At 72.7% G+C, this 20,483-nt stretch carries 14 protein-coding genes and 1 pseudogene; 2 read left to right on the top strand and 13 right to left on the bottom strand.

Annotated features, from left to right (window positions below; translation table 11 throughout):
• Nucleotides 1-28 precede the first annotated feature (28 nt).
• From ACFWM7_RS21170 to ACFWM7_RS21135, 8 genes are all read right to left on the bottom strand, one after another.
• The gene (locus ACFWM7_RS21170; protein WP_383262853.1) at nt 29-1,843 is read right to left on the bottom strand and encodes a glycoside hydrolase family 2 protein; all 1,815 of its coding nucleotides are present in this window, start codon (nt 1,841-1,843) and stop codon (nt 29-31) included.
• Nucleotides 1,844-1,898: 55 nt separating this feature from the next.
• A complete protein-coding gene (locus ACFWM7_RS21165) occupies nt 1,899-2,528 on the bottom strand; it encodes a hypothetical protein (RefSeq protein WP_383262852.1) in 630 nt (209 codons plus the stop codon).
• Between the two features lie 5 nt (nt 2,529-2,533).
• On the bottom strand, nt 2,534-3,370 hold the full coding sequence (locus tag ACFWM7_RS21160) for a carbohydrate ABC transporter permease (protein WP_383262850.1): 837 nt from the start codon (nt 3,368-3,370) through the stop codon (nt 2,534-2,536).
• Complete coding sequence (locus ACFWM7_RS21155; RefSeq protein WP_383262849.1) at nt 3,367-4,344, bottom strand: carbohydrate ABC transporter permease; 978 nt, start codon at nt 4,342-4,344, stop codon at nt 3,367-3,369. The genes ACFWM7_RS21160 and ACFWM7_RS21155 overlap by 4 nt, the downstream gene beginning before the upstream one ends.
• Nucleotides 4,341-5,678, bottom strand: a complete 1,338-nt coding sequence (locus tag ACFWM7_RS21150; RefSeq protein ID WP_383262847.1) for an ABC transporter substrate-binding protein — start codon at nt 5,676-5,678, stop codon at nt 4,341-4,343. Before ACFWM7_RS21150 ends, ACFWM7_RS21155 begins: the two co-directional genes overlap by 4 nt.
• A gap of 168 nt (nt 5,679-5,846) precedes the next feature.
• Nucleotides 5,847-6,575 carry a cupin domain-containing protein gene (locus ACFWM7_RS21145; RefSeq protein ID WP_383262845.1) on the bottom strand — a complete coding sequence of 243 codons (729 nt, stop codon included), beginning with the start codon at nt 6,573-6,575 and terminating at the stop codon, nt 5,847-5,849.
• Entirely contained in the window at nt 6,569-7,492 is a 924-nt protein-coding gene (locus ACFWM7_RS21140; protein ID WP_383262843.1) for a PmoA family protein, read from the bottom strand. The genes ACFWM7_RS21145 and ACFWM7_RS21140 overlap by 7 nt, the downstream gene beginning before the upstream one ends.
• The gene (locus tag ACFWM7_RS21135) at nt 7,489-8,634 is read right to left on the bottom strand and encodes a Gfo/Idh/MocA family protein (RefSeq protein WP_383262842.1); all 1,146 of its coding nucleotides are present in this window, start codon (nt 8,632-8,634) and stop codon (nt 7,489-7,491) included. The genes ACFWM7_RS21140 and ACFWM7_RS21135 overlap by 4 nt, the downstream gene beginning before the upstream one ends.
• Nucleotides 8,635-8,901: 267 nt before the next feature.
• On the opposite strand from ACFWM7_RS21135, the gene ACFWM7_RS21130 reads away from it, so the two are divergent.
• Nucleotides 8,902-9,945 (top strand): LacI family DNA-binding transcriptional regulator, encoded by a 1,044-nt coding sequence (locus ACFWM7_RS21130; RefSeq protein WP_383262855.1) that lies wholly within the window; start codon nt 8,902-8,904, stop codon nt 9,943-9,945.
• 270 nt (nt 9,946-10,215) lie between these two features.
• Here ACFWM7_RS21130 and ACFWM7_RS21125 read toward each other — a convergent pair whose 3' ends face one another.
• The 5 genes and pseudogenes from ACFWM7_RS21125 to ACFWM7_RS21105 form a co-directional block, all read right to left on the bottom strand.
• Nucleotides 10,216-11,739 carry an aldehyde dehydrogenase family protein gene (locus ACFWM7_RS21125; protein ID WP_383262841.1) on the bottom strand — a complete coding sequence of 508 codons (1,524 nt, stop codon included), beginning with the start codon at nt 11,737-11,739 and terminating at the stop codon, nt 10,216-10,218.
• A gap of 193 nt (nt 11,740-11,932) precedes the next feature.
• Nucleotides 11,933-13,192, bottom strand: a complete 1,260-nt coding sequence (locus tag ACFWM7_RS21120) for a GAF domain-containing protein (protein ID WP_383262839.1) — start codon at nt 13,190-13,192, stop codon at nt 11,933-11,935.
• 108 nt (nt 13,193-13,300) lie between these two features.
• Nucleotides 13,301-13,885: pseudogene (locus ACFWM7_RS21115) on the bottom strand (N-acetylmuramoyl-L-alanine amidase).
• Nucleotides 13,886-14,420: 535 nt separating this feature from the next.
• Nucleotides 14,421-15,881: an SWF or SNF family helicase gene (locus ACFWM7_RS21110; protein ID WP_383262837.1), complete on the bottom strand. Its 1,461-nt coding sequence runs from the start codon at nt 15,879-15,881 to the stop codon at nt 14,421-14,423.
• Nucleotides 15,878-18,871 carry a DEAD/DEAH box helicase gene (locus tag ACFWM7_RS21105; RefSeq protein WP_383262834.1) on the bottom strand — a complete coding sequence of 998 codons (2,994 nt, stop codon included), beginning with the start codon at nt 18,869-18,871 and terminating at the stop codon, nt 15,878-15,880. The genes ACFWM7_RS21110 and ACFWM7_RS21105 overlap by 4 nt, the downstream gene beginning before the upstream one ends.
• A 257-nt stretch (nt 18,872-19,128) precedes the next feature.
• On the opposite strand from ACFWM7_RS21105, the gene ACFWM7_RS21100 reads away from it, so the two are divergent.
• Nucleotides 19,129-20,259 carry a fatty acid desaturase family protein gene (locus ACFWM7_RS21100; RefSeq protein ID WP_383262833.1) on the top strand — a complete coding sequence of 377 codons (1,131 nt, stop codon included), beginning with the start codon at nt 19,129-19,131 and terminating at the stop codon, nt 20,257-20,259.
• Nucleotides 20,260-20,483 lie beyond the last annotated feature (224 nt).

The raw sequence follows: 20,483 nt of genomic DNA, 5'->3' as shown, positions 1-20,483 counted from the left end.
GTGGAGGGCCGCCGCGTCGGCGCGCCGCTCAGCCCCGCCGGGGCCGGGTGAGGATCGCCCGCAGATCGGGCAGGGGGATCTTCGGCCGCCGGTCCGCGGTGAACAGGCCGTTGGTCTCCTGCTCGGTGTCGGTGAGCTGGGTGAAGCAGAAGCCCGCGAGAGACGAGTCGACGGCGGCGGCCACCAGCGAGTCCAGCCGCTCGGCGTAGTCCTCGGGGCTCGCCACGGTGTCGTAGCCGAACCACTCCTCCCCGTCGGCGGGTTCGAACGTCGTCCCGCCGAACTCGCTGAGCACCACGGGTTGCCCCTGGTGCCGCACCCCGGGGAGCAGGAGCCGCTTCGCGCCCGGCCAGGGGTCGGTGAACTCACCGCTCCGCAGGGAGGCGTGACCGTACCGCTCGCGCAGGACGTCGGCCCGCTGGGTGTAGTCGTGCACCCCCCAGATGTCGGCGGCCGAGATCTCCCAGCCGTCGTTGGACACCGTCGGGCGCGACGGGTCGAGCGCCTTGGTCAGGTGGTACAGCGCGTCCATGAAGTGGCGCTGCTCCGGTACGTGCGCCGGATTGGGCGTGCCCCAGGACTCGTTGACCGGCACCCACGCGACGATCGAGGGATGGCTGAGGTCGCGCGAGACCGCCTCGGTCCACTCGCTCAGCACCCGCTCCACCGTGGTGGTCCCGAAGGCGAACGCGGACGGCATCTCGGCCCACAGCATCAGCCCCAGGCGGTCGGCCCAGTACAGGAAGCGGGGGTCCTCAAGCTTCTGGTGGACGCGCAGCCCGTTGAGCCCGGCCTCCTTGGCCAGTTCGGCGTCCCGCCGCAGGTCCTCGGCGGACGCGGCGAGATGGGAGTCGGGCCAGTAGCCCTGCTGGAGCGCGAGGCGCAGGAAGCAGGGCTTGTGGTTGAGCTGGAAGCCGCCCTCCTCCCAGCCGATGTCCCGCAGCCCGAGGTAGGACGTCAGGCGGTCGACGGTCGCGGCGCCGTCCCCTTCCCCGGCTCCCGTGCCCGTCAGCGTCACCGTCGCGTCCACCAGGTGCGGATGGTCCGGGCTCCACAGCAGGGCGTCGAGGTCCTGGGCGTGGCGCAGTGCGGGGACCGCGATCTCGAACACCGTCTCCCGCTCGTTCGCCAGCACCCGCTGCTCGGCCAGCAGCCGGTCGCCCAGTCTCAGCGTGACGCCCACGCGCACCGCGCGCGCGGGCCAGCGGCTCAGCCTGATCGCGCAGCGCACCCGGGCGTGCGCCACGTCCGGCGTCCAGTGCAGGGTCGTCACATGCAGGTCCGGCACCTCCTCCAGCCATACCGGCTGCCAGATCCCGGACGTGCGGTGGTACCAGATGATGTGCGGGGCGTCCCGCCAGTCCTGCTTGCCGCGCGGCTGGGTGACGTCCAGCGGCTGGTCCTCGGCGCGCACCACGAGGACCTGCTGCCCGCCCGGCTCGACGGCGTCGGTCAGGTCGCAGGTGAACGGCGTGTGCCCGCCCTCGTGGTGGCCGACGAGGCGGCCGTTCAGCCACACCTCCGCGCGGTGGTCGACCGCCCCGAAGTGCACGAGCAGCCGGCGTCCAGCCGGGGGAGGGGCCACGTCGACGGTGCGCCGGTACCAGAGCACCGGGTGGTGCGAACGGTCCCCGATGCCCGAGGCCTTCGACTCCGGCGGACAGGGCACGGTGACGGTAGCGGTGTACGGGGCGGTGGTGTGCGGTTCCATCCAGCGCTCGGCGCGCCCGCGGTCGGCGTCGTCGTACGCGAACTGCCACGGGCCGCCGAGGTCGCGCCAGTCCGGGTCGCGGACGAGCTGCGGCCGCGGGTGGCCGGCGAGGTCCAGGTGGGTCAGGGGCATGCGAGAACTCCGGTGAGTGGGGGACGAGGGAGAACGGAGAAGGGGGAGGGAACTGTCAGGCGGCCTCTGCCGTGCCCGCGGCGGAGCGGATCTCCACCGCGGCCGCGGCGAAGGCCAGCGGCCCCGGCAGCAGGGGCACCAGCAGCGGCACCGACCAGGCCAGAAGCGCGGCCAGCACCACGGCGGCGGCCAGCAGCGCGCTGCCGCGCGGGTCGCCGAGCGAGCGGGCCAGGCTCTCGCGGAGGGACAGCCGGTGCGCCGCGTCCAGCGCGGTGGCCCGCAGCGCCACGACGGCGGTGGCCAGCACGGTCAGCGCCAGCGCCGGCGCCACCACCGCGGCTCCCGGCAGGACGCTGCGCACCAGGGCCGCGTCGATCAGCACGACCGCCGCGAGCAGCGGCGGGAGCAGTCCGGCGGCCAGCGAACCGACGGTGAGCCGGGCGCGCAGGCGGCGCAGATACCCGGCCGCCGTCACCGGGGCCGTACCACTCGCGCCGTCCCGCAGCGTCGCGGACGCGGCGGCGAAGGCGGCCGGAGCGGTCACGACGGGCAGGCAGGCGACCGCCGTCACGAGGCCGACGAGCAGCATGTCCGCGAAGAGCGTGAAGCCGCCGCCGAAGAGTTCGCCGGGCTCACGGCGGTCGGCCGGCGGCAGCGGGGCGAGGCGGGCGGGTGCATGGGTCATCGCGCTCAGCCCTTCAGTCCGGTGGTCGCCATGCCCTGCACCAGATAGCGCTGGAAGACGAAGAAGAACAGCACGATCGGCAGCACGGAGATCACCGACATCGCGAACATCGGCCCGTAGGCGGAGGTGCTGGACTGGTCGACGAAGGAGCGCAGGGCGAGGGTGATGGTGAACTTCTCCGGCGCGAACAGGTAGATCATCTGCGTGAAGAAGTCGTTCCACGTCCAGATGAACGTGAAGATCGCCGTGGTGATCAGCGCGGGCCGGGTCAGCGGCAGCGTGATCGACAGATACGTACGGAACGGGCCGCAGCCGTCGATCCGCGCCGACTCCTCCAGCTCGCGCGGCAGCCCGCGCATGAACTGCACGATGAGGAAGACGAAGAACGCCTCGGTCGCCAGGAACTTCGGCAGGATCAGCGGCCAGTAGGTGTCCACCATGCCGAGCTGGTTGAAGATGATGTACTGCGGGATCAGCACCACGTGGTGCGGGAGCATCAGCGTCGCCACCATGAACGCGAACATGACCCTGCTCATCCGGAACCGCAGCCGGGCGAAGGCGTAGGCGGCCAGCGAGCACGACAGGACGTTGCCGAGGACGGCCCCTCCCGCGATCAGCAGGGTGTTGCCGAGGAGACGGCTCACCGTGACTCCGGAGACACCCTCCAGCGCGGTCGTGTAGTTCGACCACTCCAGGCTGCTCGGCCACAGGTCCAGGCTGGTGACCACCTCGTCGGCCGGCTTGAGCGAGGTCGCCAGCAGCCAGGCCAGCGGATACAGCAGGACGAGCAGCCCCAACAGCGCGAGCGTGTGCGGCGCCCAGCGCCTGACGGCGAGATTCATCGCCCCTCCTCGTCCGCGTAGAACACCCAGGACCGGGACGTCCTGAAGAGCACCAGCGTGACCACGCCGATGGCGATCAGCAGCAGCCATGCCATGGCCGCCGCGTAGCCCATGTGCGAGGCGGTGAAGCCGCGTTCGTACAGGTAGAGCGTGTAGAACATCGTCGAGTCGGCCGGGCCGCCACTCCCGCCGCTGATGGCGAAGGCCGGGGTGAACACCTGGAACGACTGGATCATCTCCAGCACCAGGTTGAAGAAGACCACCGGCGAGAGCATCGGCACCGTGATGGAGACGAACTGCCGCCGGCGGCCCGCCCCGTCCAGCGCCGCCGCCTCGTACAGGTCCGGCGAGATCTGCTGGAGACCGGCCAGGAAGATGACCATCGGCGCGCCGAACTGCCACACGGTCAGCAGCACCACGACGAACACCGCCAGATCCGGATCGCCGACCCAGCCGCCGCTGTCGATGCCGATCGCCCCGAGCAGGTCGGGGACCGTACCGCCGTCGTTGAACAGCGCCCGCCACACCAGGGCGACGGTCATGCTCGCCCCGAGCAGCGACGGCGCGTAGAACGCGGAGCGGTAGAAGGAACGGCCGCGGCCGAGGTTCTTCAGCAGCATCGCCGCGCCGAGGGCGAGGATCAGCTTCAGCGGTACGGCGACCACCACGTAGAGCAGGGTCGTGCCGACCGAGCGCCAGTAGCGCGGGTCCTCGGTCAGCATCTCCGTGTAGTTGCGCAGCCCGACCCAGCGCGGCGCCTCGAAGAGGTTGTAGTCGGTGAACGAGAGATAGAGGGACACCGCCATGGGGATGAGCGTCAGGACCGCCGCCCCGAGCATCCACGGGGTGAGGAAGACGTAGGCGGGCCACTGCTTCTCCCGCCGGACGCGGCGGCGGCGCTTCGGGCCGCCGGGCCGGGGCGGTCCCGCCGCCCGGTCGGCGCCCGCGGGCGCCCTGGTCGACACCGTGCTCATGACCGCAGCTCCCGCTTCGCCTCGTCGATCAGTTCGCGCGCCGCCTGCCGGGGGGTGGCCAAGCCGTACATGACGCGTTGGTACGTGCGGTTGAAGGCGGTCTGGATCGCCACGTCGCCGCGCGGTGGCGCGGTCGGCGGCGCGTCCAGGCCGTACTCCTCCATCCGCAGCGCGTACCGGTAGATGTCCAGCTCCGCGCCCTTCAGCGTCTTGGCGACGCGGGCGGCGACGGTCCGGTTGGGAGGGGTGGACCGGGAGAAGCCGAGGATGTCCCCGGCTCTCGGGTCGTTGAGGAGGAAGTCCACCAGCGCGGTCGCCTCCTTCGGATGCCCGGTGTGCGCCCCGACACCGAGGAGCATCGAGGGCTTGAAGTACGCGCCCTGGCGGCCGCCGGTCGTCGGTACGGGCGCGAACCGCACCTGCTCGCCGAGCAGCGCCGGATAGCCGGGGAACGGCGCGTCCCAGGTGAAGTCCGCGGCGACCAGCCGGCGGCCCATCGGTGAGGTCTCGGTGGTCGTCGCCTGCGAGGTGTCCTCGGCCCGGGCGACGACCCCGTCCCTGCGCAGGCCGTCGCAGAAGGTCCAGAATTCGGTGAGGTCGTCCTCGGTGAAGCCCAGCCGGGTCTGGCTCGCGTAGAGCCGTCCGCCCCGGCTGCGCAGCCACACCTCGAAGACGTCCTCGTTGACGCCCCCGTCGTTGGCGCCGCCCATCGTCCGCCCGTCCGGCGACCGCTCGCCCAACTCGGTGATCCGCCGGTTGCCCGCCGCCCACTCCCGCCAGGTCCAGCCGGGGTGCGGGGCGGCCACTCCCGCCTTCTCGTACAGCCGGGTGTCGTACGCGAATCCCGTGATGCCACGGCCCATCGGCATGGCGTACTGCTCGTCTTCGTACGTCCCGGTGCGCACGAACTCCGCGTCCATCGCGTCGCTGCGGATCGCCCCCTCGGACAGGGCATCGGAGAGCGACAGGAGAGCGCCGCCGCCCGCGTACTGCGACACCTGCCGGTAGTCCAGCTGCGCGACGTCCGGGATGCCGCCGCCCGCCGCCTGGGTGGCGAGCTTCTGCATGTACGAGCCGAAGTCGGCGTTGGAGGTGGCGACCCTGACCCCCGGGTTCTCCTTCTCGAAGAGACGGACGGCCCGTTCGGTGCGTTCGGCGCGGTCGTCGTTGCCCCACCAGGAGAAGGTGAGCGTGACGCCCTTGGACGAGCCGGCGCCGGTGGCGGAGCAGGCGGACAGCGACCCCGCCAGGGCGGTGCCGGCACCGGCCCCGGCGGCGGCGAGGAATGCGCGCCGGCCCGGGAGACGGCGTCGGCCCTCGGGGGGCTCGGACATGGTTCCCTCCAGGGGAGGAGAGGCGGATGGGGGAGGGGCCCCGACGAGTGGCGTGGGGCCCGACGAGTGGCGTGGGGCTGTGGGGTTCGGCAGTCGATCAGTCGATCAGTCGATCAGTCGGCCGGACGCGCCGACGGACGGCCGGCGCATCCGAGGGCTCGTCGGCGGTCAAATGCCCTGGTACACGGCCAGCCGGCCGCACATCCCGAACCGGCCCGTGGCCGTCGGTCCGGTCCGGGCGACCCGGGCCTCGGCGAGATGGCGTACGTCCCGCTCGCGCAGCGCGTCGAGATGGCCGCCGGTCGCCCGGGCGGCGGCCTCGGCACCCTCGCGCCACCGCCGCTCCCAGTCGTCCAGCCGGGGCCGCACCAACGCGGCGGCCGCCCGCTGGAACTCGGCGAGCGGACCCGGATCACCGGCCTCCGTGGCCGCGCGCAGCTCCAGGAACCGCCGGGTGGCCAGGTCGCGGCGGGCCCGGGCGACCCGCGCCTGCTCCGCCTCGGGGAGATCGGCGGGAATGCGGACGGCGTCCGCGTACGTCGCCTCGTCGACGAGCCGGTCCGGCGGCAGCGTGAGGACCGCGTCGCCGGCCTCCGGCAGCCCGCTGTTCTGCATCACCACGGTGATCTCCAGACCGCCGTCGTTCACCAGCCGGTGGATCGTGCCCGGGGTGAACCAGGCCACCACGCCGGGCTCCAGCGGTGTCTCCCGGTAGCCCGAGGTGGTCAGCGTCTGCACCGTGCCATGCCCGGAGGTCACCACGTACCCCTCGGTACAGGCGAGGTGGAGGTGCGGGGTGCCGCCACCGGGCAGGCCCTCCACGGTCGGCCAGTCGTAGACGCTGAGCCGGGACACCCCGACCGCGCCGGGGAAGCCGTCGTATGCCGAGGTCACCACGGGTGCGCCTCCAGGTGGGCGGCGACCCGCTCCCGGTTCCAGGCCCCGTGGGCCACATGGACGCGGTAGCCACGGGTGAGGGCGTCGCCGGGTGCGAGGACCAGCTCATCGGAGAAGGCCCAGGAGGGGGCGACGGCGGCGAACGGGTCGTTGCGGACGAACCAGTGCGCCGGATGTGTTCCCTTCTCGCCCAGGTGGTCGTTGGACCGCGCGTGCTCGAAGACGACGGTGGCGTGGCCGTCGCGCTCGTCGTGCTCGCCGCTGTAAGCCAGCCAGTCGGCCTGACTGCCCATCAACTCCGTTGCCCGTCCGTCGTTCTCGGCGGTGAAGACGTGGCCGTCGCGGAAGGCGCGCGGTCCACGCCAGAAGAGCCCGGTGTATCCGGCGGCGGGGCGGCCGTGCGTGGTCGGGCTGCCGAAGCGCAGCGGCTCGTCGCGCCGGTTCGTGATCGACGACGTCCAGATCAGCGACCAGCTGCCCGTGTCCGCGTCGACGTCACGGACCTCGATGCGGCGCTCCTCCTCGGCCCACAGCGCGCCGTCGTGCGGGTGCCAGGTGAGGTGCTCGGCGATGACGGCGCGGTCGGGCGCGACGGCCACCTCCTCGAAGGCCACGTGGGCCATCGAACCGATCCGGTTCGGCAGGGCGAGGTATCCCTCGCCGTGCACATAGGTGTTGCCGCCCCAAAGGTTCTGCCCCGACAGGTGTGAGGCCGTGAGCTGGAGGCCCTTGTGCCAACGGTGGTCGTTGGGGCGGTAGTCGGTGACCGTCGCCCCCGACAGCGTGCGGACCGGGTGCAGATACGGCTTGGGGGCCTCCCAGGCCGCTTCGGGCCGGTAGACGTAGGAGAGCAGATCCGTCGTCCCGTACGAGACGGTGATCCGGTCCCCGTGGGCGTGGCTCAGCGAGAGAGTCATGCGCGGTCCTCCTCCGGGGCGCCCGCCGGGGCCCAGCCCGGGGCGTCGCCGTGCAGTGCGGTGTAGTACGGATCGCCGGGGCCGATCTCCCCGGCCCGGACGGTGGTGCCGGTGAACGCGGACTTGTACAGCGCGGTGATCAGCTCCAGCGTCCGCCGCCCGCCCGCGCCGCTGGTCCGGTGGCGGCGGCCCCGGGCGATGTCGTCGACGAGGGAGCGCAGTTGGGCGAGATGGGAGCTCGGTTCGTCGGCGCCGAAGTCCTGCCACTCCCGTACCGTCTCCTCCGGCACGCCGGGCGCGGGGGTGATGCGCCAGTCCGCGTTGCCGTAGCCGTACAGATGCGTCAGCTCGACCGTGGCCAGCTCGCAGTCGATACGGATGCGGCTCACCTCGTCCGGGCTGAGCACGCTGTTGACCAGGGTGGCGACGGCCCCCGAGGCGAAACGGATCTGGGCGGTGGAGACGTCCTCGGTCTCCACCTCGTGGACCAGGCGCGCGGCCATTCCGTGCACCTCGGCCCACGGGCCCAGCAGGTCCAGCAGCAGATCGGTCTGGTGGATGCCGTGGCCCATCGCGGGCCCGCCGCCCTCGGTGGCCCACCGCCCGCGCCACGGCACCGCGTAATAGGCGGTGTCGCGGTACCAGGTGGTCTGGCAGTGGGCGACCAGCGGCCTGCCCAGCGCCCCGCGTTCCAGCAGCGCCCGGACATGCCGCGCCCCCGAACCGAAGCGGTGCTGGAAGACGATGGCCGCGTAAGGGTCGCCCGGGCCACCGGTCCCGGCCGCCTCGATCGCGTCGTAGTCTGCCAGCGACGGGCACGGCGGTTTCTCGCACCACACCCAGGCGCCCGCCTTCAGCGCGGCCACGGACTGCTCGCGGTGCACGGCCGGCGGGGTGCACAGCACCACCAGGTCCGGCCGTACCTCCGCGAGCATCGCCTCCACGTCGGTGCCGTGGTACGGGGTCGACTCCTCGTCGGCCAGCGAACGTGCCGCCGCCTCGACCACGTCCACCGACGCCACGACCTCCACCCTCCCTTCGGCGGCCAGCGTCCGCAGCGCGGGCAGATGGCTGGTGCGGGCGATTCCTCCCGCGCCGACCACGGCGGTGCGCAGCGGGGTGGGCGAGCGGTGCGAAGACATGAAGCCCCTCTCGTGAGGCGGTCGGGACGGTGTGGTGAGCGGCGGGGCGGCGCACATGACGGTCCACGCGCGCCGCGCAGCCAGGCGGCGCGGAGCCGTTCGAAGGCCGGAAACGACCTGGCCGAACTTCCCTTGTTCCAACGTTGTAACTGCCGCGTATCTCCGCGGTCAACCCTCTGTCGGCAAGGAATCCGCCGAACGCCCCGCCGGGGACAAGGGCCCCTGGGCTGTGCATAATCAAGGAAAACGATGATGGGGGGACGGCTTATGGCGGCGGTCACGCTGAAGGATGTGGCGGAACGCGCAGGCGTATCGATCAAGACGGTGTCCAACGTTGTACGCAATGCGCCCCGGGTCTCCGATGCGACCCGGACCCGGGTGCTGGCGGCGGTGGGGGAGCTGGGCTACCGGCCCAACCCCTCGGCCCGGCGGCTGCGTACCGGCCGCAGCGGCCTGATCGCGCTCGCCGTCCCGGATCTCGGCACGCCGTACTTCGCCGAACTGGCGCACCACGTCGGACGTGAGGCGTCCTCGCGCGGCTTCACGGTGCTGATCGAGGAGACCCGGGGCGACGCCCGCGAAGAACTGCGCCTGGCGACCGGCGTCGGCGCATCGCTGCTGGACGGGGTGATTCTCTCGCCGCTGCGGGTGTCGCCGGGTGATCTCGCGCCGGTGGCCGACGAGTTCCCGCTGGTGCTCCTCGGCGAGCGCGATTACGGCAGCGGCCAGGTTGTCGCCGACCACGTGCTGATCGACAACGTCGCCGCCGCCCGTGAGGTCACCGCGCATCTCGCGGCGCTGGGCCACACCAGGATCGGGGCGATCGGTGTGGACGAGCAGCGGTCGGCCACCAGCAGGCAGCGCCTCGAAGGTTTTCAACAGGCACTGCATGAGGCGGGGTTGACCTACGATCCCCGACTCGCCGCGCGTGTGGGCGAGTTCGACCGGGCGAACGGGCTCGCGGCCATGCGCACGCTGCTCGAACTGCCCACGGACGCTCGGCCCGACGCGGTCTTCTGCTTCAGCGACCTGCTCGCCGTCGGAGCCCGCAGAGCGCTGTACGAAGCGGGCCTCGACGTTCCCGGTGGCATGGCGCTGGCGGGCGTGGACGGTTCGGGCGAGGCGCTCTACGCGACGCCTTCGCTCACCTCCGTGGTCCCCGACAAGGCGGTCATCGCCGCGCTGGCCGTCGACTGCCTGGCCGCCCGGATCGGCGCGGAGGGCCCCCTGCCGTACGAAGTCCGCATCGCACCGCACCGGTTGGAGGTACGGGAGTCCACGGACGGGGTGCGACGGCCGCTGCCCGGGTAGCGCCGGCTCCTCCCGGAACGGAACGCGGAGCGCTCAGAGCGAAGCCGGCCGGCGCGTGGTCGCCGGACAGGACCACGACCTGCCCTCGGTCAGCAGCGTCTCCGTGTCGAGTCCGGTGACGGCGTCGAACGGCAGATGCAGGAGAGCCACGTCCGCACGCCTTGAGCACAACGGTGTCCGGCGGCGCGGTGACACCTTACCGGTGCGAGGTGATTCCGACCGGGGCGCCTGATGGGCCAAAGCCCAGGTCAGGCGCCTTCTTTCGTGCTCCTAGAAGAACCCGAGCTTCTTCGCCGAGTACGACACCAGAAGGTTCTTCGTCTGCTGATAGTGCTCCAGCATCATCTTGTGGTTCTCCCGGCCGATGCCCGACTGCTTGTAGCCGCCGAACGCAGCGTGCGCCGGGTACGCGTGGTAGCAGTTCGTCCAGACCCTGCCCGCCTTGATCCCGCGCCCCGCCCGGTAGGCCGTGTTGACGTCACGGGTCCAGACTCCGGCTCCCAGCCCGTACAGGGTGTCGTTCGCCGTGCTGATGGCGTCGTCGAAGTCCGTGAAGGACGTCACGGCCACGACCGGGCCGAAGATCTCCTCCTGGAAGACCCGCATCCGGTTGTCGCCCTCGAAGACCGTCGGCTGGACGTAGTAACCACCCTCCAGCTCACCGCCGTGCTCGATGCGCTGACCACCCGTCAGGATCTTCGCGCCTTCCTGCTGGCCGATGTCCAGGTACGAAAGGATCTTCTGCAGCTGGTCGTTGGAGGCCTGGGCGCCGATCATCGTGTCGGTGTCCAGGGGGTGGCCCGGCACGATCTGTTCGGTGCGGGCGATGGCCGCCTCCAGGAACGCGCCGTAGTGGCCGCGCTGGATGAGAGCGCGCGACGGGCACGTGCACACCTCGCCCTGGTTGAGGGCGAACATGGTGAACCCTTCGAGGGCCTTGTCGAGGAAGTCGTCGTCGGCGCTCGATACGTCGTCGAAGAAGATGTTCGGCGACTTGCCGCCCAGTTCCAGCGTCACCGGCTTGATGTTCTCGGAGGCGTACTGCATGATCAGCCGCCCCGTCGTGGTCTCACCGGTGAAGGCGATCTTCGCGACGCGCGGGCTGGAGGCGAGCGGCTTGCCGGCCTCCGCGCCGAAGCCGTTGACGATGTTGACGACGCCCGGCGGCAGCAGATCCGCCACCAGACCCAGCCAGTAGTGGATCGACGCGGGTGTCTGCTCGGCCGGCTTGAGGACCACCGCATTGCCCGCGGCGAGCGCCGGGGCGAGCTTCCAGGTGGCCATCAGGATGGGGAAGTTCCACGGGATGATCTGCCCGACCACGCCCAGCGGCTCATGGAAGTGGTACGCGACGGTGTCGTCGTCGATCTCGCTGAGCGAACCCTCCTGGGCGCGCAGGGCCCCCGCGAAGTAGCGGAAGTGGTCGACGGCGAGCGGGATGTCGGCCGCCAGCGTCTCCCGCACGGGCTTGCCGTTCTCCCAGCTCTCGGCGACCGCCAGCTCCTCCAGGTGGGCTTCCATCCGATCGGCGATCCTGTTCAGCACGGAGGCCCGGTCTCCGGCGGACGTGGCGCCCCAGCCCGCTGCCGCCGCATGCGCGGCGTCCAGGGCCAGTTCGACGTCCTCGGCCGTGCCGCGCGCGATCTCGGTGAACGGGCGACCGTTGACGGGGCTCGGGTTCTCGAAATACCACCCCCGGGCCGGCGGCACGTACTCCCCGCCGATCCAGTGGTCGTAGCGGGACGCGTACGTGACGATCGCGCCCTCGGTGCCCGGCGCAGCGTAACGGGTCATCTCTGTGGCCTCCCGGGTCCGGTGCCGCCCGCCGTTGGACGGCCCTCGGCGCGAGGCTAGGCACGGGGACGTTGCAAGGGCGTTGCACGGGGGCTGCGACGAGACGCACGAGGGGGAGCGGATGCCGCCCCCAGGGCCTGTCATCACACTGTCGCCTGCCGGCCGGGCGACGACGGCAGTGTGACGGCAGGCTCTAGCCGCGCTGCTCGGCGTCGAGCCCTCGGACCCGCGCCTGCAACGCCGCCCGCTGGTCCGCCGGGACCGCTCCGGCCAGCGCGCGCCACACCGGCAGGTCCTCCTCGCCCCACGGGCTGTAGGCCCAGTCCGCGAGCAGCCCCGGATCACCCCGGGCGATCAGCGCGGCCCGCAACTGCTCCTCGATCCGCCGCCGCAGGCGTACGACCACCGGGGCCCCGGAACCCGGGAGCAGCGGTCCCGCGTACGCGTCCAGCGCCGCCGCCACCGCGCCCGAACCCAACCGGCGCGTCACCGTGTCGAAATCGGCGTCCACCGGGACGGCCAGCCGGTACGGACGAGAGTCCAGCAGGTCGGGCCCCAGCAGCCGCCGGAGCCGGGAGAGTTCGGCCCGCAGCGTCACCGGGGTCACCGACTCGTCCTCGTACAGCTCGACCAACAGCTCGTCTCCGCTCAGGCCCTCCGGCCTACGGGCCAGGGCGACCAGGATCTCGCTGTGCCGCCGGCTGAGCCGCAGCCGCCGGCCGCGCGCCACCAACAGTGCCTCGTCCCGGCCCAGCACGCTGAGCCGCACCGACTCGACATCGGACTCGGACGACGGCGTCAACAGCGCGAGCTGCGACTCGGCGGCCCGGGCCACCGCCTGGACGAAGGCCAGACTGTGCGGGTGGGCGAGCCGGTCCCCGCCCGTGATGTCCACGGCCCCCAGCACCCGGCCCGTACGGGGATCGTGCAACGGCGCCGCCGCACAGGTCCACTGCTGGACCGGGCGCAGGAAGTGCTCGGCCGCGAAGACCTGGACCGGGCGGTCCACCGCGATGGCCGTCCCCGGCGCGTTCGTCCCCGCCACGGACTCGGCCCAGCGGGCGCCCTCCACGAAGTTCATCAGGCCCGCCGCCCGCCGCGCCGCCGTGTGGCCTTCGACCCACAGGAGGCGGCCGTGGGCGTCGCAGACGGCCAGCAGATGCTCTCCGTCCGTCGCGTAGGCGCCCATCAGTTCGCGGATCACGGGCATCGCACGGGCCAGGGGATGTGCCGCCCGGTACGGACCCAGCTCGTCCGGGCCGAGCTCCACGACGGGGGCGTCGTCCGGGCTGACCCGCGCCCGTGCCGAGCGTCGCCAGGACGCGCCGACCACCGCACGGACGGGCCGCTCCAGCCGCCCCGCCGAGGTGAACACGTCATGGGCGCGGCGGAGCGCGCCGCTCCGCTCTCCGGGGTCGGTGTCCGCCGCCAGGGCCACCCAGGGATCCGTCAACTCGCCCTCCCGTCCTGGGCCGTCGTGCTCTCCCATCGTCGTCGCAGTCGGCCTCCGCGACAACCTCGGTGCGGAGAGTCATCACCACGGGTGGCGGGGGAGGGCGGCTCAGGCGGCGTCGCCGACGAGCCGGAGGTAGCGCTCCCAGTCCCAGTGGACGCCCGGATCGGTGTGGTCGCTGCCCGGCACCTCGTGGTGGCCGACGATGTGCTCCCGGTCCTTGGGGATGCCGTGACGGTCGCAGATGTCCGCGGCCAGCCGGGCGGACCGCAGGTACATGACGTCCGTGAAGAACTCCGGGCGGTCCACCCACCCCTCGTGCTCGATGCCGACGCTCCGGGTGTTCCAGCTCTAGTTGCCCGCGTGCCAGGCGATGTCCCTCTCGCGTACGCACTGGGCGACATGGCCGTCGCCGGAGCGCACGACGTAGTGGGCCGAAACCTGCTTGGAGGGGTTACGGAAGATGCCCGCGGTCGGCGTGAACAACTGCTGGGCGACATGGATGACGACGCGGTCGATCCGGCGCTCGGAAAGGTGGGAGGGAACGGTGTAGTTGGCGGGGGAGGCGGGAGTCCACAGGGCTGTCGCGTAGTCGGTGGGCCCCTTCGGCGCCGCCACGGCCCGGACCGACGACGGCAGGACGGCCGCCGCCATGGTCGCGGCGGCGCACTGGATGATCCTTCTACGGTGCAACAGCACTCCTGGGGGCTGGGACTGGGACTGGGGCCGGGGCCGGGGCGGGTTGGCGGGTGCGACACGGAGCCGCGTCGGTGAGCCCGCGGACTTGCGGATCAATCCCGTTGATGCAGACGACGAGCCCACGGGGCCTCCGGTTCCCCGCACCCGCAGCCGCCTTCCGGAGGCGCGCGGCTCCCGCGCATCCGGAAGCACGACTCCCCGCGGAATGACGGACTCGCCAGGTACGCCCGTATCCCCGTACCCGGCCCAGCCCCCGCGCCCGGACCCCGCAGCCCGGGGGCGCGGGCCCCGCCCCGGCCTTGGGCCCCGCACCCCGGCCCGGGGCCGCGGGCCCCAGCCCAGCCTCGTCCGGCCCTGGCCCCCAGGCCCTGGCCCGGGGCCCCGGGTCCTAGCCCAGCCCAGCCCCGTCCGGCCCCGGGCTCCCGGCCTTCGTACCCCGCCCGGCCTCCGTACCGGGGCCCCCGCCTTACCCCCCGTACCGGGGCCCCGACCGCCGCAGGCCGTCGCGTCTGGCACGTCCGCACGTCTGTCACATCCGCGCGTCCGCCCCCTCCGCCGCGTGCTTCGAGTCCGCCGCGTCCGCCGCCCCGTCGTCGGCCCCTGCCAGCGCCCCCGCCGGATCGTCGTCCGCCGGTCCGGCAGGCACCCACCGTCCGCGCTCCTTGTGGTAGGGCCACCACCGCCCGTTGCGGTCGAGCCGGAGCTGGAGGTCGGCGCCCGCCACGGTCCAGCGGGTCCGCCCGCTCGCCCGCAGTGCCGGCCGCTCGCCCGCCTCCCAGGCCTCGCCGAGCCGGGCGCGGGCCCGCCCCAGTTGCTCCGCACCCGGCGTCCACTCCTCGTCGAGCACGGCGAGTGCCGCGACCCCGCCGTACCCCCAGGCACGGACCGCCGCGTCCAGGTCCACGGGCGCGCGGCCGGACCCCGCGGCCAGCCGGGCCCCGATCCGCGCGTCCGGCCGGGCGTCCGCGGCCAGCCGTACCGCGTCCTGCTGCGGAGTCAGTTCCGCCGGGAGCGGCTGCCCTTCGTGCCCCGGGGCCAGGGCGTCCAGCAGCATCCGGTGGGCCCGCACCGCACTGTCGGCCGCCAGGACCTCCAGCGCCGCCGGGTCGACCCCGGGCGCGGGCGCGGTCTCCGTGTCCAGCGAGGGCCCGAGCCCCGGCGCGTCGGGGGGCGACGGAGGAGTGGGCAGCGGCGGCAGGATCCCGGCCGCCGCGAACGCTTCCCCGGCCGGCACCCCGCGAACCCCCCGCTCCGGCCCGTCGTCGGCCTCCCGGGGCCCGCTGTCGCCGTCCCGGACCGCACGGGCGGCGCTGCGCACCTGGAGCTCGTCCAGCAGCCGCCGCTCCTCGCGCCCCCGCATCAGCAGCAGGACGAACGGGTCCTCGTCCAGCAAGCGCGCCACCTGGTAGCAGAGAGCACCCGAGTGCGGGCAGTGGTCCCAGGCCCCGCAGGTGCACTCCGGCTCCAGATCGCCGATGCCGGGCAGCAGCTCGACCCCGGCGCTCGCCGCGTCCTCCACCAGGTGCGGCGGCATGTCCCGGTCCAGCAGCGCCGCGATGTGCCCGGCCCGGTCCACCGCCATGTCCAGGAACCGGTCCCAGGCGCCCGCCCCGAGTTGTTGCAGCAGGACGTCGCTGCGGTGGGCCGTGCCGTCGCGGTCCCGCACCACGGCCGTGATCCGCCCCGGCCGTACGGAGACCGCCCCGACCCTGCCCTCCCGGGCCAGCCGCCGCCCCTGCTTGAGCTGTTGGCCGTCGAGCGCCGTGTCCTCCAGCGCCTTGAGCCACGCCCGGCCCCACCAGGACGTGGCGAAACCCCGGCCCTGCGCCGGGGGAAGCGCCGCGAACGTACGCTCCGGTCCGCGCCGGCCGTTCCGCGACGCACCACAACCGTCGCCCCCGCCGTCGCCCCCACCCGAGGCGTCCGCCTCGCCCGTCCCGTACCCCGCCCCGTACGCGTAGTCGTCCTCGAAGTCGTAGTCGTCGCTCATCGTGCGCCCCCTCGCAACTCGACCAGGTCGGCCAGTTCCGCATCGGTCAGTTCGGTCAGTGCCGCCTCGCCGGAGCCGAGCACCGCGTCCGCAAGGCCCTGCTTGCGGGCGAGCATCTCGGCGATCCGGTCCTCGATCGTGCCCTCGGCGATCAGCCGGTGCACCTGCACCGGCTGCGTCTGGCCGATCCGGTACGCCCGGTCCGTCGCCTGCGCCTCGACCGCCGGATTCCACCAGCGGTCGAAGTGCACGACATGACCGGCGCGGGTGAGGTTGAGCCCGGTGCCCGCCGCCTTGAGCGACAACAGGAACACCGGGGCCTCGCCCGTCTGGAACCGAGCCACCATCTCCTCGCGCCGGGCCACCGGCGTACCGCCGTGCAGGAACTGGGTGGGCACCCCGCGCACGGCCAGGTGTTCCTCCAGCAGCCGGGCCATCTGCACGTACTGCGTGAAGACCAGCACCGAACCCCGCTCGGCCAGGATCGTGTCCAGGAGTTCGTCCAGCAGCTCGACCTTCCCCGACCGGTCCGCGATCCGCGGCTGCTCCTCCTTGAGGTACTGCGCCGGGTGATTGCAGATCTGCTTCAACGCCGTCAGCAGCTTCATCACGAGCCCCCGCCGCTCGAAGCCGTCGGCGGCGGAGATCTCCGCCAGGGTCTCGCGGACCACCGCCTCGTACAGACCGGTCTGTTCCGGCGTCAGCGACACGGCCCGGTCGGTCTCGGTCTTCGGCGGCAGCTCGGGCGCGATCCCCGGGTCGGACTTGCGCCGCCGCAGCAGGAACGGCCGCACGAGCGCGGCGAGTCGCTCCGCGGCGCCCGGATCGTTGCCGCCCTCGACCGCGGCGGCGTACCGCGTACGGAAGGTGCCGAGCCGGCCGAGCAGACCGGGCGTCGTCCAGTCCAGGATCGCCCACAGCTCGGAGAGGTTGTTCTCCACGGGGGTGCCGGTGAGCGCGACGCGGGCCCGGGCGCCGATCGTCCGCAACTGCTTGGCCGTCGCCGAGCGCGGGTTCTTCACGTGTTGCGTCTCGTCGATGACGACCATGCCCCAGGACACGGCGGCGAGCCGGGGCGCGTCGAGGCGCATCGTGCCGTACGTCGTCAGCACGAACTCGCCGTCCACCAGGCCATCCAGGGAACGCGACGCGCTGTGGAAGCGGCGGACGGGGGTGCCCGGCGCGAACCGCTCGATCTCCCGCTGCCAGTTCCCCATCAACGACGTCGGGCACACCACCAGCGTCGGTCCTGCCGCGTCCCGGTCGCTCTGCCGGTGCAGGTGCAGGGCGATGAGTGTGATCGTCTTGCCGAGGCCCATGTCGTCGGCGAGGCAGGCTCCGAGGCCGAGTGAGGTCATGGTGTTCAGCCAGTTCAGACCGCGCAACTGGTAGTCGCGCAGGGTCGCGGTGAGCGCCTCGGGCTGCCCGATCGACTGCTGGGCGGCGGACTCCGGGTCGGCCAGCCGGTCCCGCAACTGCTGGAGCCAGCCGGTCGCCGCCACCTCGACGCGGCGGCCGTCCACCTCCGTCGAACCGGTCAGCACCGCGCCGAGCGCGTCGATCGGGGTGACCTTGCGGTCCTGGGTCTCCCGGGCCCGCCGCGCCTCCTCGGGGTCGATGAGCACCCACTGGTCGCGCAGTCGCACGATGGGCCTGCTGGACTCGGCGAGCCGGTCCAGCTCCTCGCGGGTCAGCTTCCGGTCGCCCAGGGCGAACCGCCAGTCGAAGGACAAGAGGGCGTCGGCGGAGAGGAACGAGGGCACGTCCCCAGGGGTACGCCCCCGAGGCCCGGCCCCCTGCCCGTCACCCTCCCGGTCCGCGCCGTCCGAGCCGTCCGCGCCATCCGGGCCGATCACGGCACGCGCGGTGAGCTTCCTGGCGAGTTCCCTGGGCCAGTGCACCTGCACACCGGCGGCGGCCAGGGCACGTGAGGCGGACCCCAGCAGCTCGGCGATCTCCTCGTCGGCAGGTTCCACCGCGTCCGGCACCGCGGCGGAGAGCAACGGCGCCAGCGGGGGCCAGGCGCGGGCGGCCCGCCGCAGGGTGAGGAGGGCGTCCATCCGGGCCCCCGGCCCGAACGCGGCCGCGGTCCGTGAGCCGCCCGCCCACACCTCGGCCGCATCGGCGACCAGGGGGGGATCGCTGACACTGTGGATCTGCAGCACGGCACGGAACGACGGCGCGGCCACGTCCGTACCGGAGGGCCCCGGCCCCACCGCTCCCGCGGCGGCATCGGAGCCCGCCTCCGCGCCGCTCCGCCCCGCGGCCACCCCCGTGACCTCGATACGCAACGAGAGCCGTACGCCCGCATCGTGACCGGCCGCCACATCGGCCGCCCAGGCCCGCCCCTCGGGCAGGTGCTGGGGCCGCTGGGCGGTGAACGCGGGGCCGGCGGCGGCGAAGCCGGCAGCCGGGGTACGGGGCATCGCGTCGGCCACGGCATCGAGGAACGCACGCAGCAGGCGCTCCGGTTCGGGCAGCAACGGCTCCCCGTCTCCCGCGTCTTCCCCGTCTCCCGCGTCTTCCCCGTCCGGAACGGGAGTCGCGTGTGCGGTCGGCGGCATCGAGGCCGAGAGCTCCCGGATCCGTTCGAGGTCCTCGGCGCTCAACGGCCCGATCCGCCAGGCGTCGTGGTCGGCGGTGCTCAGCCCCGGCAGCAGCAGGCCGCGGGCGACGAACTGGAGAGCGAGGAGCGCGGCGGCGCCCCAGAAGGCGGTGGCGGGCGAGGCCTGCGCGGCGGCCCGTGCCCGGGTCAGCACCGGCAGAGCGTCCCGCACGGGGAGGAACAGCGCCGAGACCGTACGGGGCCGCAGGTCGGCTCCGACCACGGTCAGCTCCGACCCGGCCGCAGGGGTGTCGCAGGGGGTGCTACCGTCCGGATCCCAGAACGCGATCCTGCCGGTACGAGCCGGATCCGCGGGGACGAAGACCGCGGCGCAGCGGGACAGTTCGGCGATCTCGGAGGGCGTTGCCGCAGGGTGCCTGTGCACAGCGATGTCTGATTCCTCAAATTTGACTAGTGGGCGGAGTCGCCGAGGGTACTCCACTTCGCCCGACGACGGGCCGTACGGGTGTGTGGCGTGCATCACTCATGCTCCGGCTCCGGACTCGGTGGTGCAGCCAGCCCCACCCCCGGATACGGGGGTCTGCCCCAGGGGGACCAGGGTGGTGGCGCCATGGCTCCCACCGGCCCTCGGTCCGTACGTTCGATGAGGTCAGCGCACAGGTTCCAGAGACCGGAGACGTCATGCCCCAGGCGACAGCCACTGTTGCGGACCCCGCCGACGAAAGCAGCCCGGACCACCCGGTCGACGCCCGCCCGGTCGACGCCCGCCCGGTCGACGCCCGCCCGGTCGACGCCCGCGGGGCCGACGCCCGCGGGGCAACGGCCGGAAGCGACTTCGCGCCGCTGCTGCGTGCGGTGAGGGACCAGGGCCTGCTGGAGCGCCGCACGGACCGGTATGTGCTCGGCATCGCCGCCAATCTGCTGGCCCTGGGCGCGGTGGCCACCGGCCTCGTCCTGGTGGGCGACACCTGGTGGAGCCTGCTCCTCGCCCTGCCGCTGGCGGTCCTGTGGACCCGTACGGCCTTCGTCGCCCACGACGCGGGTCATGCGCAGATATCCGGCGACCGCCGGACGAGCCGGCTCATCGGTCTCGTACACGCCAATCTGCTTCTCGGTATGAACGAAGCCTGGTGGAACGACAAGCACGTACGCCACCACGCCAACCCCAACCACATCGACAAGGACCCCGATGTCGGTGTCGGCGCCCTGGTCTGGACCCAGAAGCAGGCGGCGCAGCGGGAGGGATTCGCCCGCTGGCTGACCAGGAACCAGGCCCGGCTGTTCTTCCCGATGCTGCTGCTCGAAGGCATCGCGCTGAAGATCTACGGATTCCAGTTCCTGCGCCGTCAGCCCCTCCGGGAGCGGGCCGTCTCGGCGCTGCTGCTGACCGCGCACATCGCCCTCTACGCGACGCTGCTGCTCAGCACACTGTCCCCGGGCAAGGCGATCGTCTTCGCCCTGGTGCTGCACGCCCTGTTCGGTCTCCATCTGGGCCTGGCCTTCGCCCCCAACCACAAGGGGATGGAGATGCCCGACCCCGACGGTGAGCGCTGGGGTCACCTCCAGCGGCAGGTCCTGACCTCGCGCAACGTACGCGGCGCCGTCCTGACCGACTGGTTCCTCGGCGGGCTGAACTACCAGATCGAGCACCACCTCTTCCCGAGCATGCCCCGCCCCCATCTGCGTCTTGCCCAGCCCCTGGTCAGGGCGCACTGCGCGGGCATCGGCATGCCGTACGCGGAAACCGGGCTCATCGAGTCCTACCGGCAGGCGCTGGCGCACATGCACGACGTCGGTGAACCGCTGCGGTAGTACGGCGAGTGGCGCGGCCACCCGGCAACGTGGGGAACGTAAGGGCGCGCGGACGCGTTCACACAACAGGAGCGGCGCCGGCCGCGAAGGAGGCGTGGACCATGTCGAATGGTGCGAAGGTCGCTGTCGGGGGGGGGTGCCTCTATGTCGTTCGTCAAGGCACCCCTGTCGGGTTTGGGGCGGTTCGGTGTTGCTGGGGTTATGCGGCGAGTTCGACGTCCTTC

Origin of the sequence: Streptomyces sp. NPDC058375 (genome assembly GCF_042723425.1) — a bacterium.
In the GTDB taxonomy this organism is placed as follows: domain Bacteria; phylum Actinomycetota; class Actinomycetes; order Streptomycetales; family Streptomycetaceae; genus Streptomyces; species Streptomyces durocortorensis.
This window is presented reverse-complemented; position numbering and strand designations above follow the sequence as displayed.

Coding starts and splice junctions, on each gene's coding strand:
- ACFWM7_RS21150 (WP_383262847.1), bottom strand. CDS start 5,678: ATGTCCGAGCCCCCCGAGGGCCGACGCCGTCTCCCGGGCCGGCGCGCA.
- ACFWM7_RS21155 (WP_383262849.1), bottom strand. CDS start 4,344: ATGAGCACGGTGTCGACCAGGGCGCCCGCGGGCGCCGACCGGGCGGCG.
- ACFWM7_RS21100 (WP_383262833.1), top strand. CDS start 19,129: ATGCCCCAGGCGACAGCCACTGTTGCGGACCCCGCCGACGAAAGCAGC.
- ACFWM7_RS21170 (WP_383262853.1), bottom strand. CDS start 1,843: ATGCCCCTGACCCACCTGGACCTCGCCGGCCACCCGCGGCCGCAGCTC.
- ACFWM7_RS21130 (WP_383262855.1), top strand. CDS start 8,902: ATGGCGGCGGTCACGCTGAAGGATGTGGCGGAACGCGCAGGCGTATCG.
- ACFWM7_RS21110 (WP_383262837.1), bottom strand. CDS start 15,881: ATGAGCGACGACTACGACTTCGAGGACGACTACGCGTACGGGGCGGGG.
- ACFWM7_RS21135 (WP_383262842.1), bottom strand. CDS start 8,634: ATGTCTTCGCACCGCTCGCCCACCCCGCTGCGCACCGCCGTGGTCGGC.
- ACFWM7_RS21125 (WP_383262841.1), bottom strand. CDS start 11,739: ATGACCCGTTACGCTGCGCCGGGCACCGAGGGCGCGATCGTCACGTAC.
- ACFWM7_RS21140 (WP_383262843.1), bottom strand. CDS start 7,492: ATGACTCTCTCGCTGAGCCACGCCCACGGGGACCGGATCACCGTCTCG.
- ACFWM7_RS21165 (WP_383262852.1), bottom strand. CDS start 2,528: ATGACCCATGCACCCGCCCGCCTCGCCCCGCTGCCGCCGGCCGACCGC.
- ACFWM7_RS21160 (WP_383262850.1), bottom strand. CDS start 3,370: ATGAATCTCGCCGTCAGGCGCTGGGCGCCGCACACGCTCGCGCTGTTG.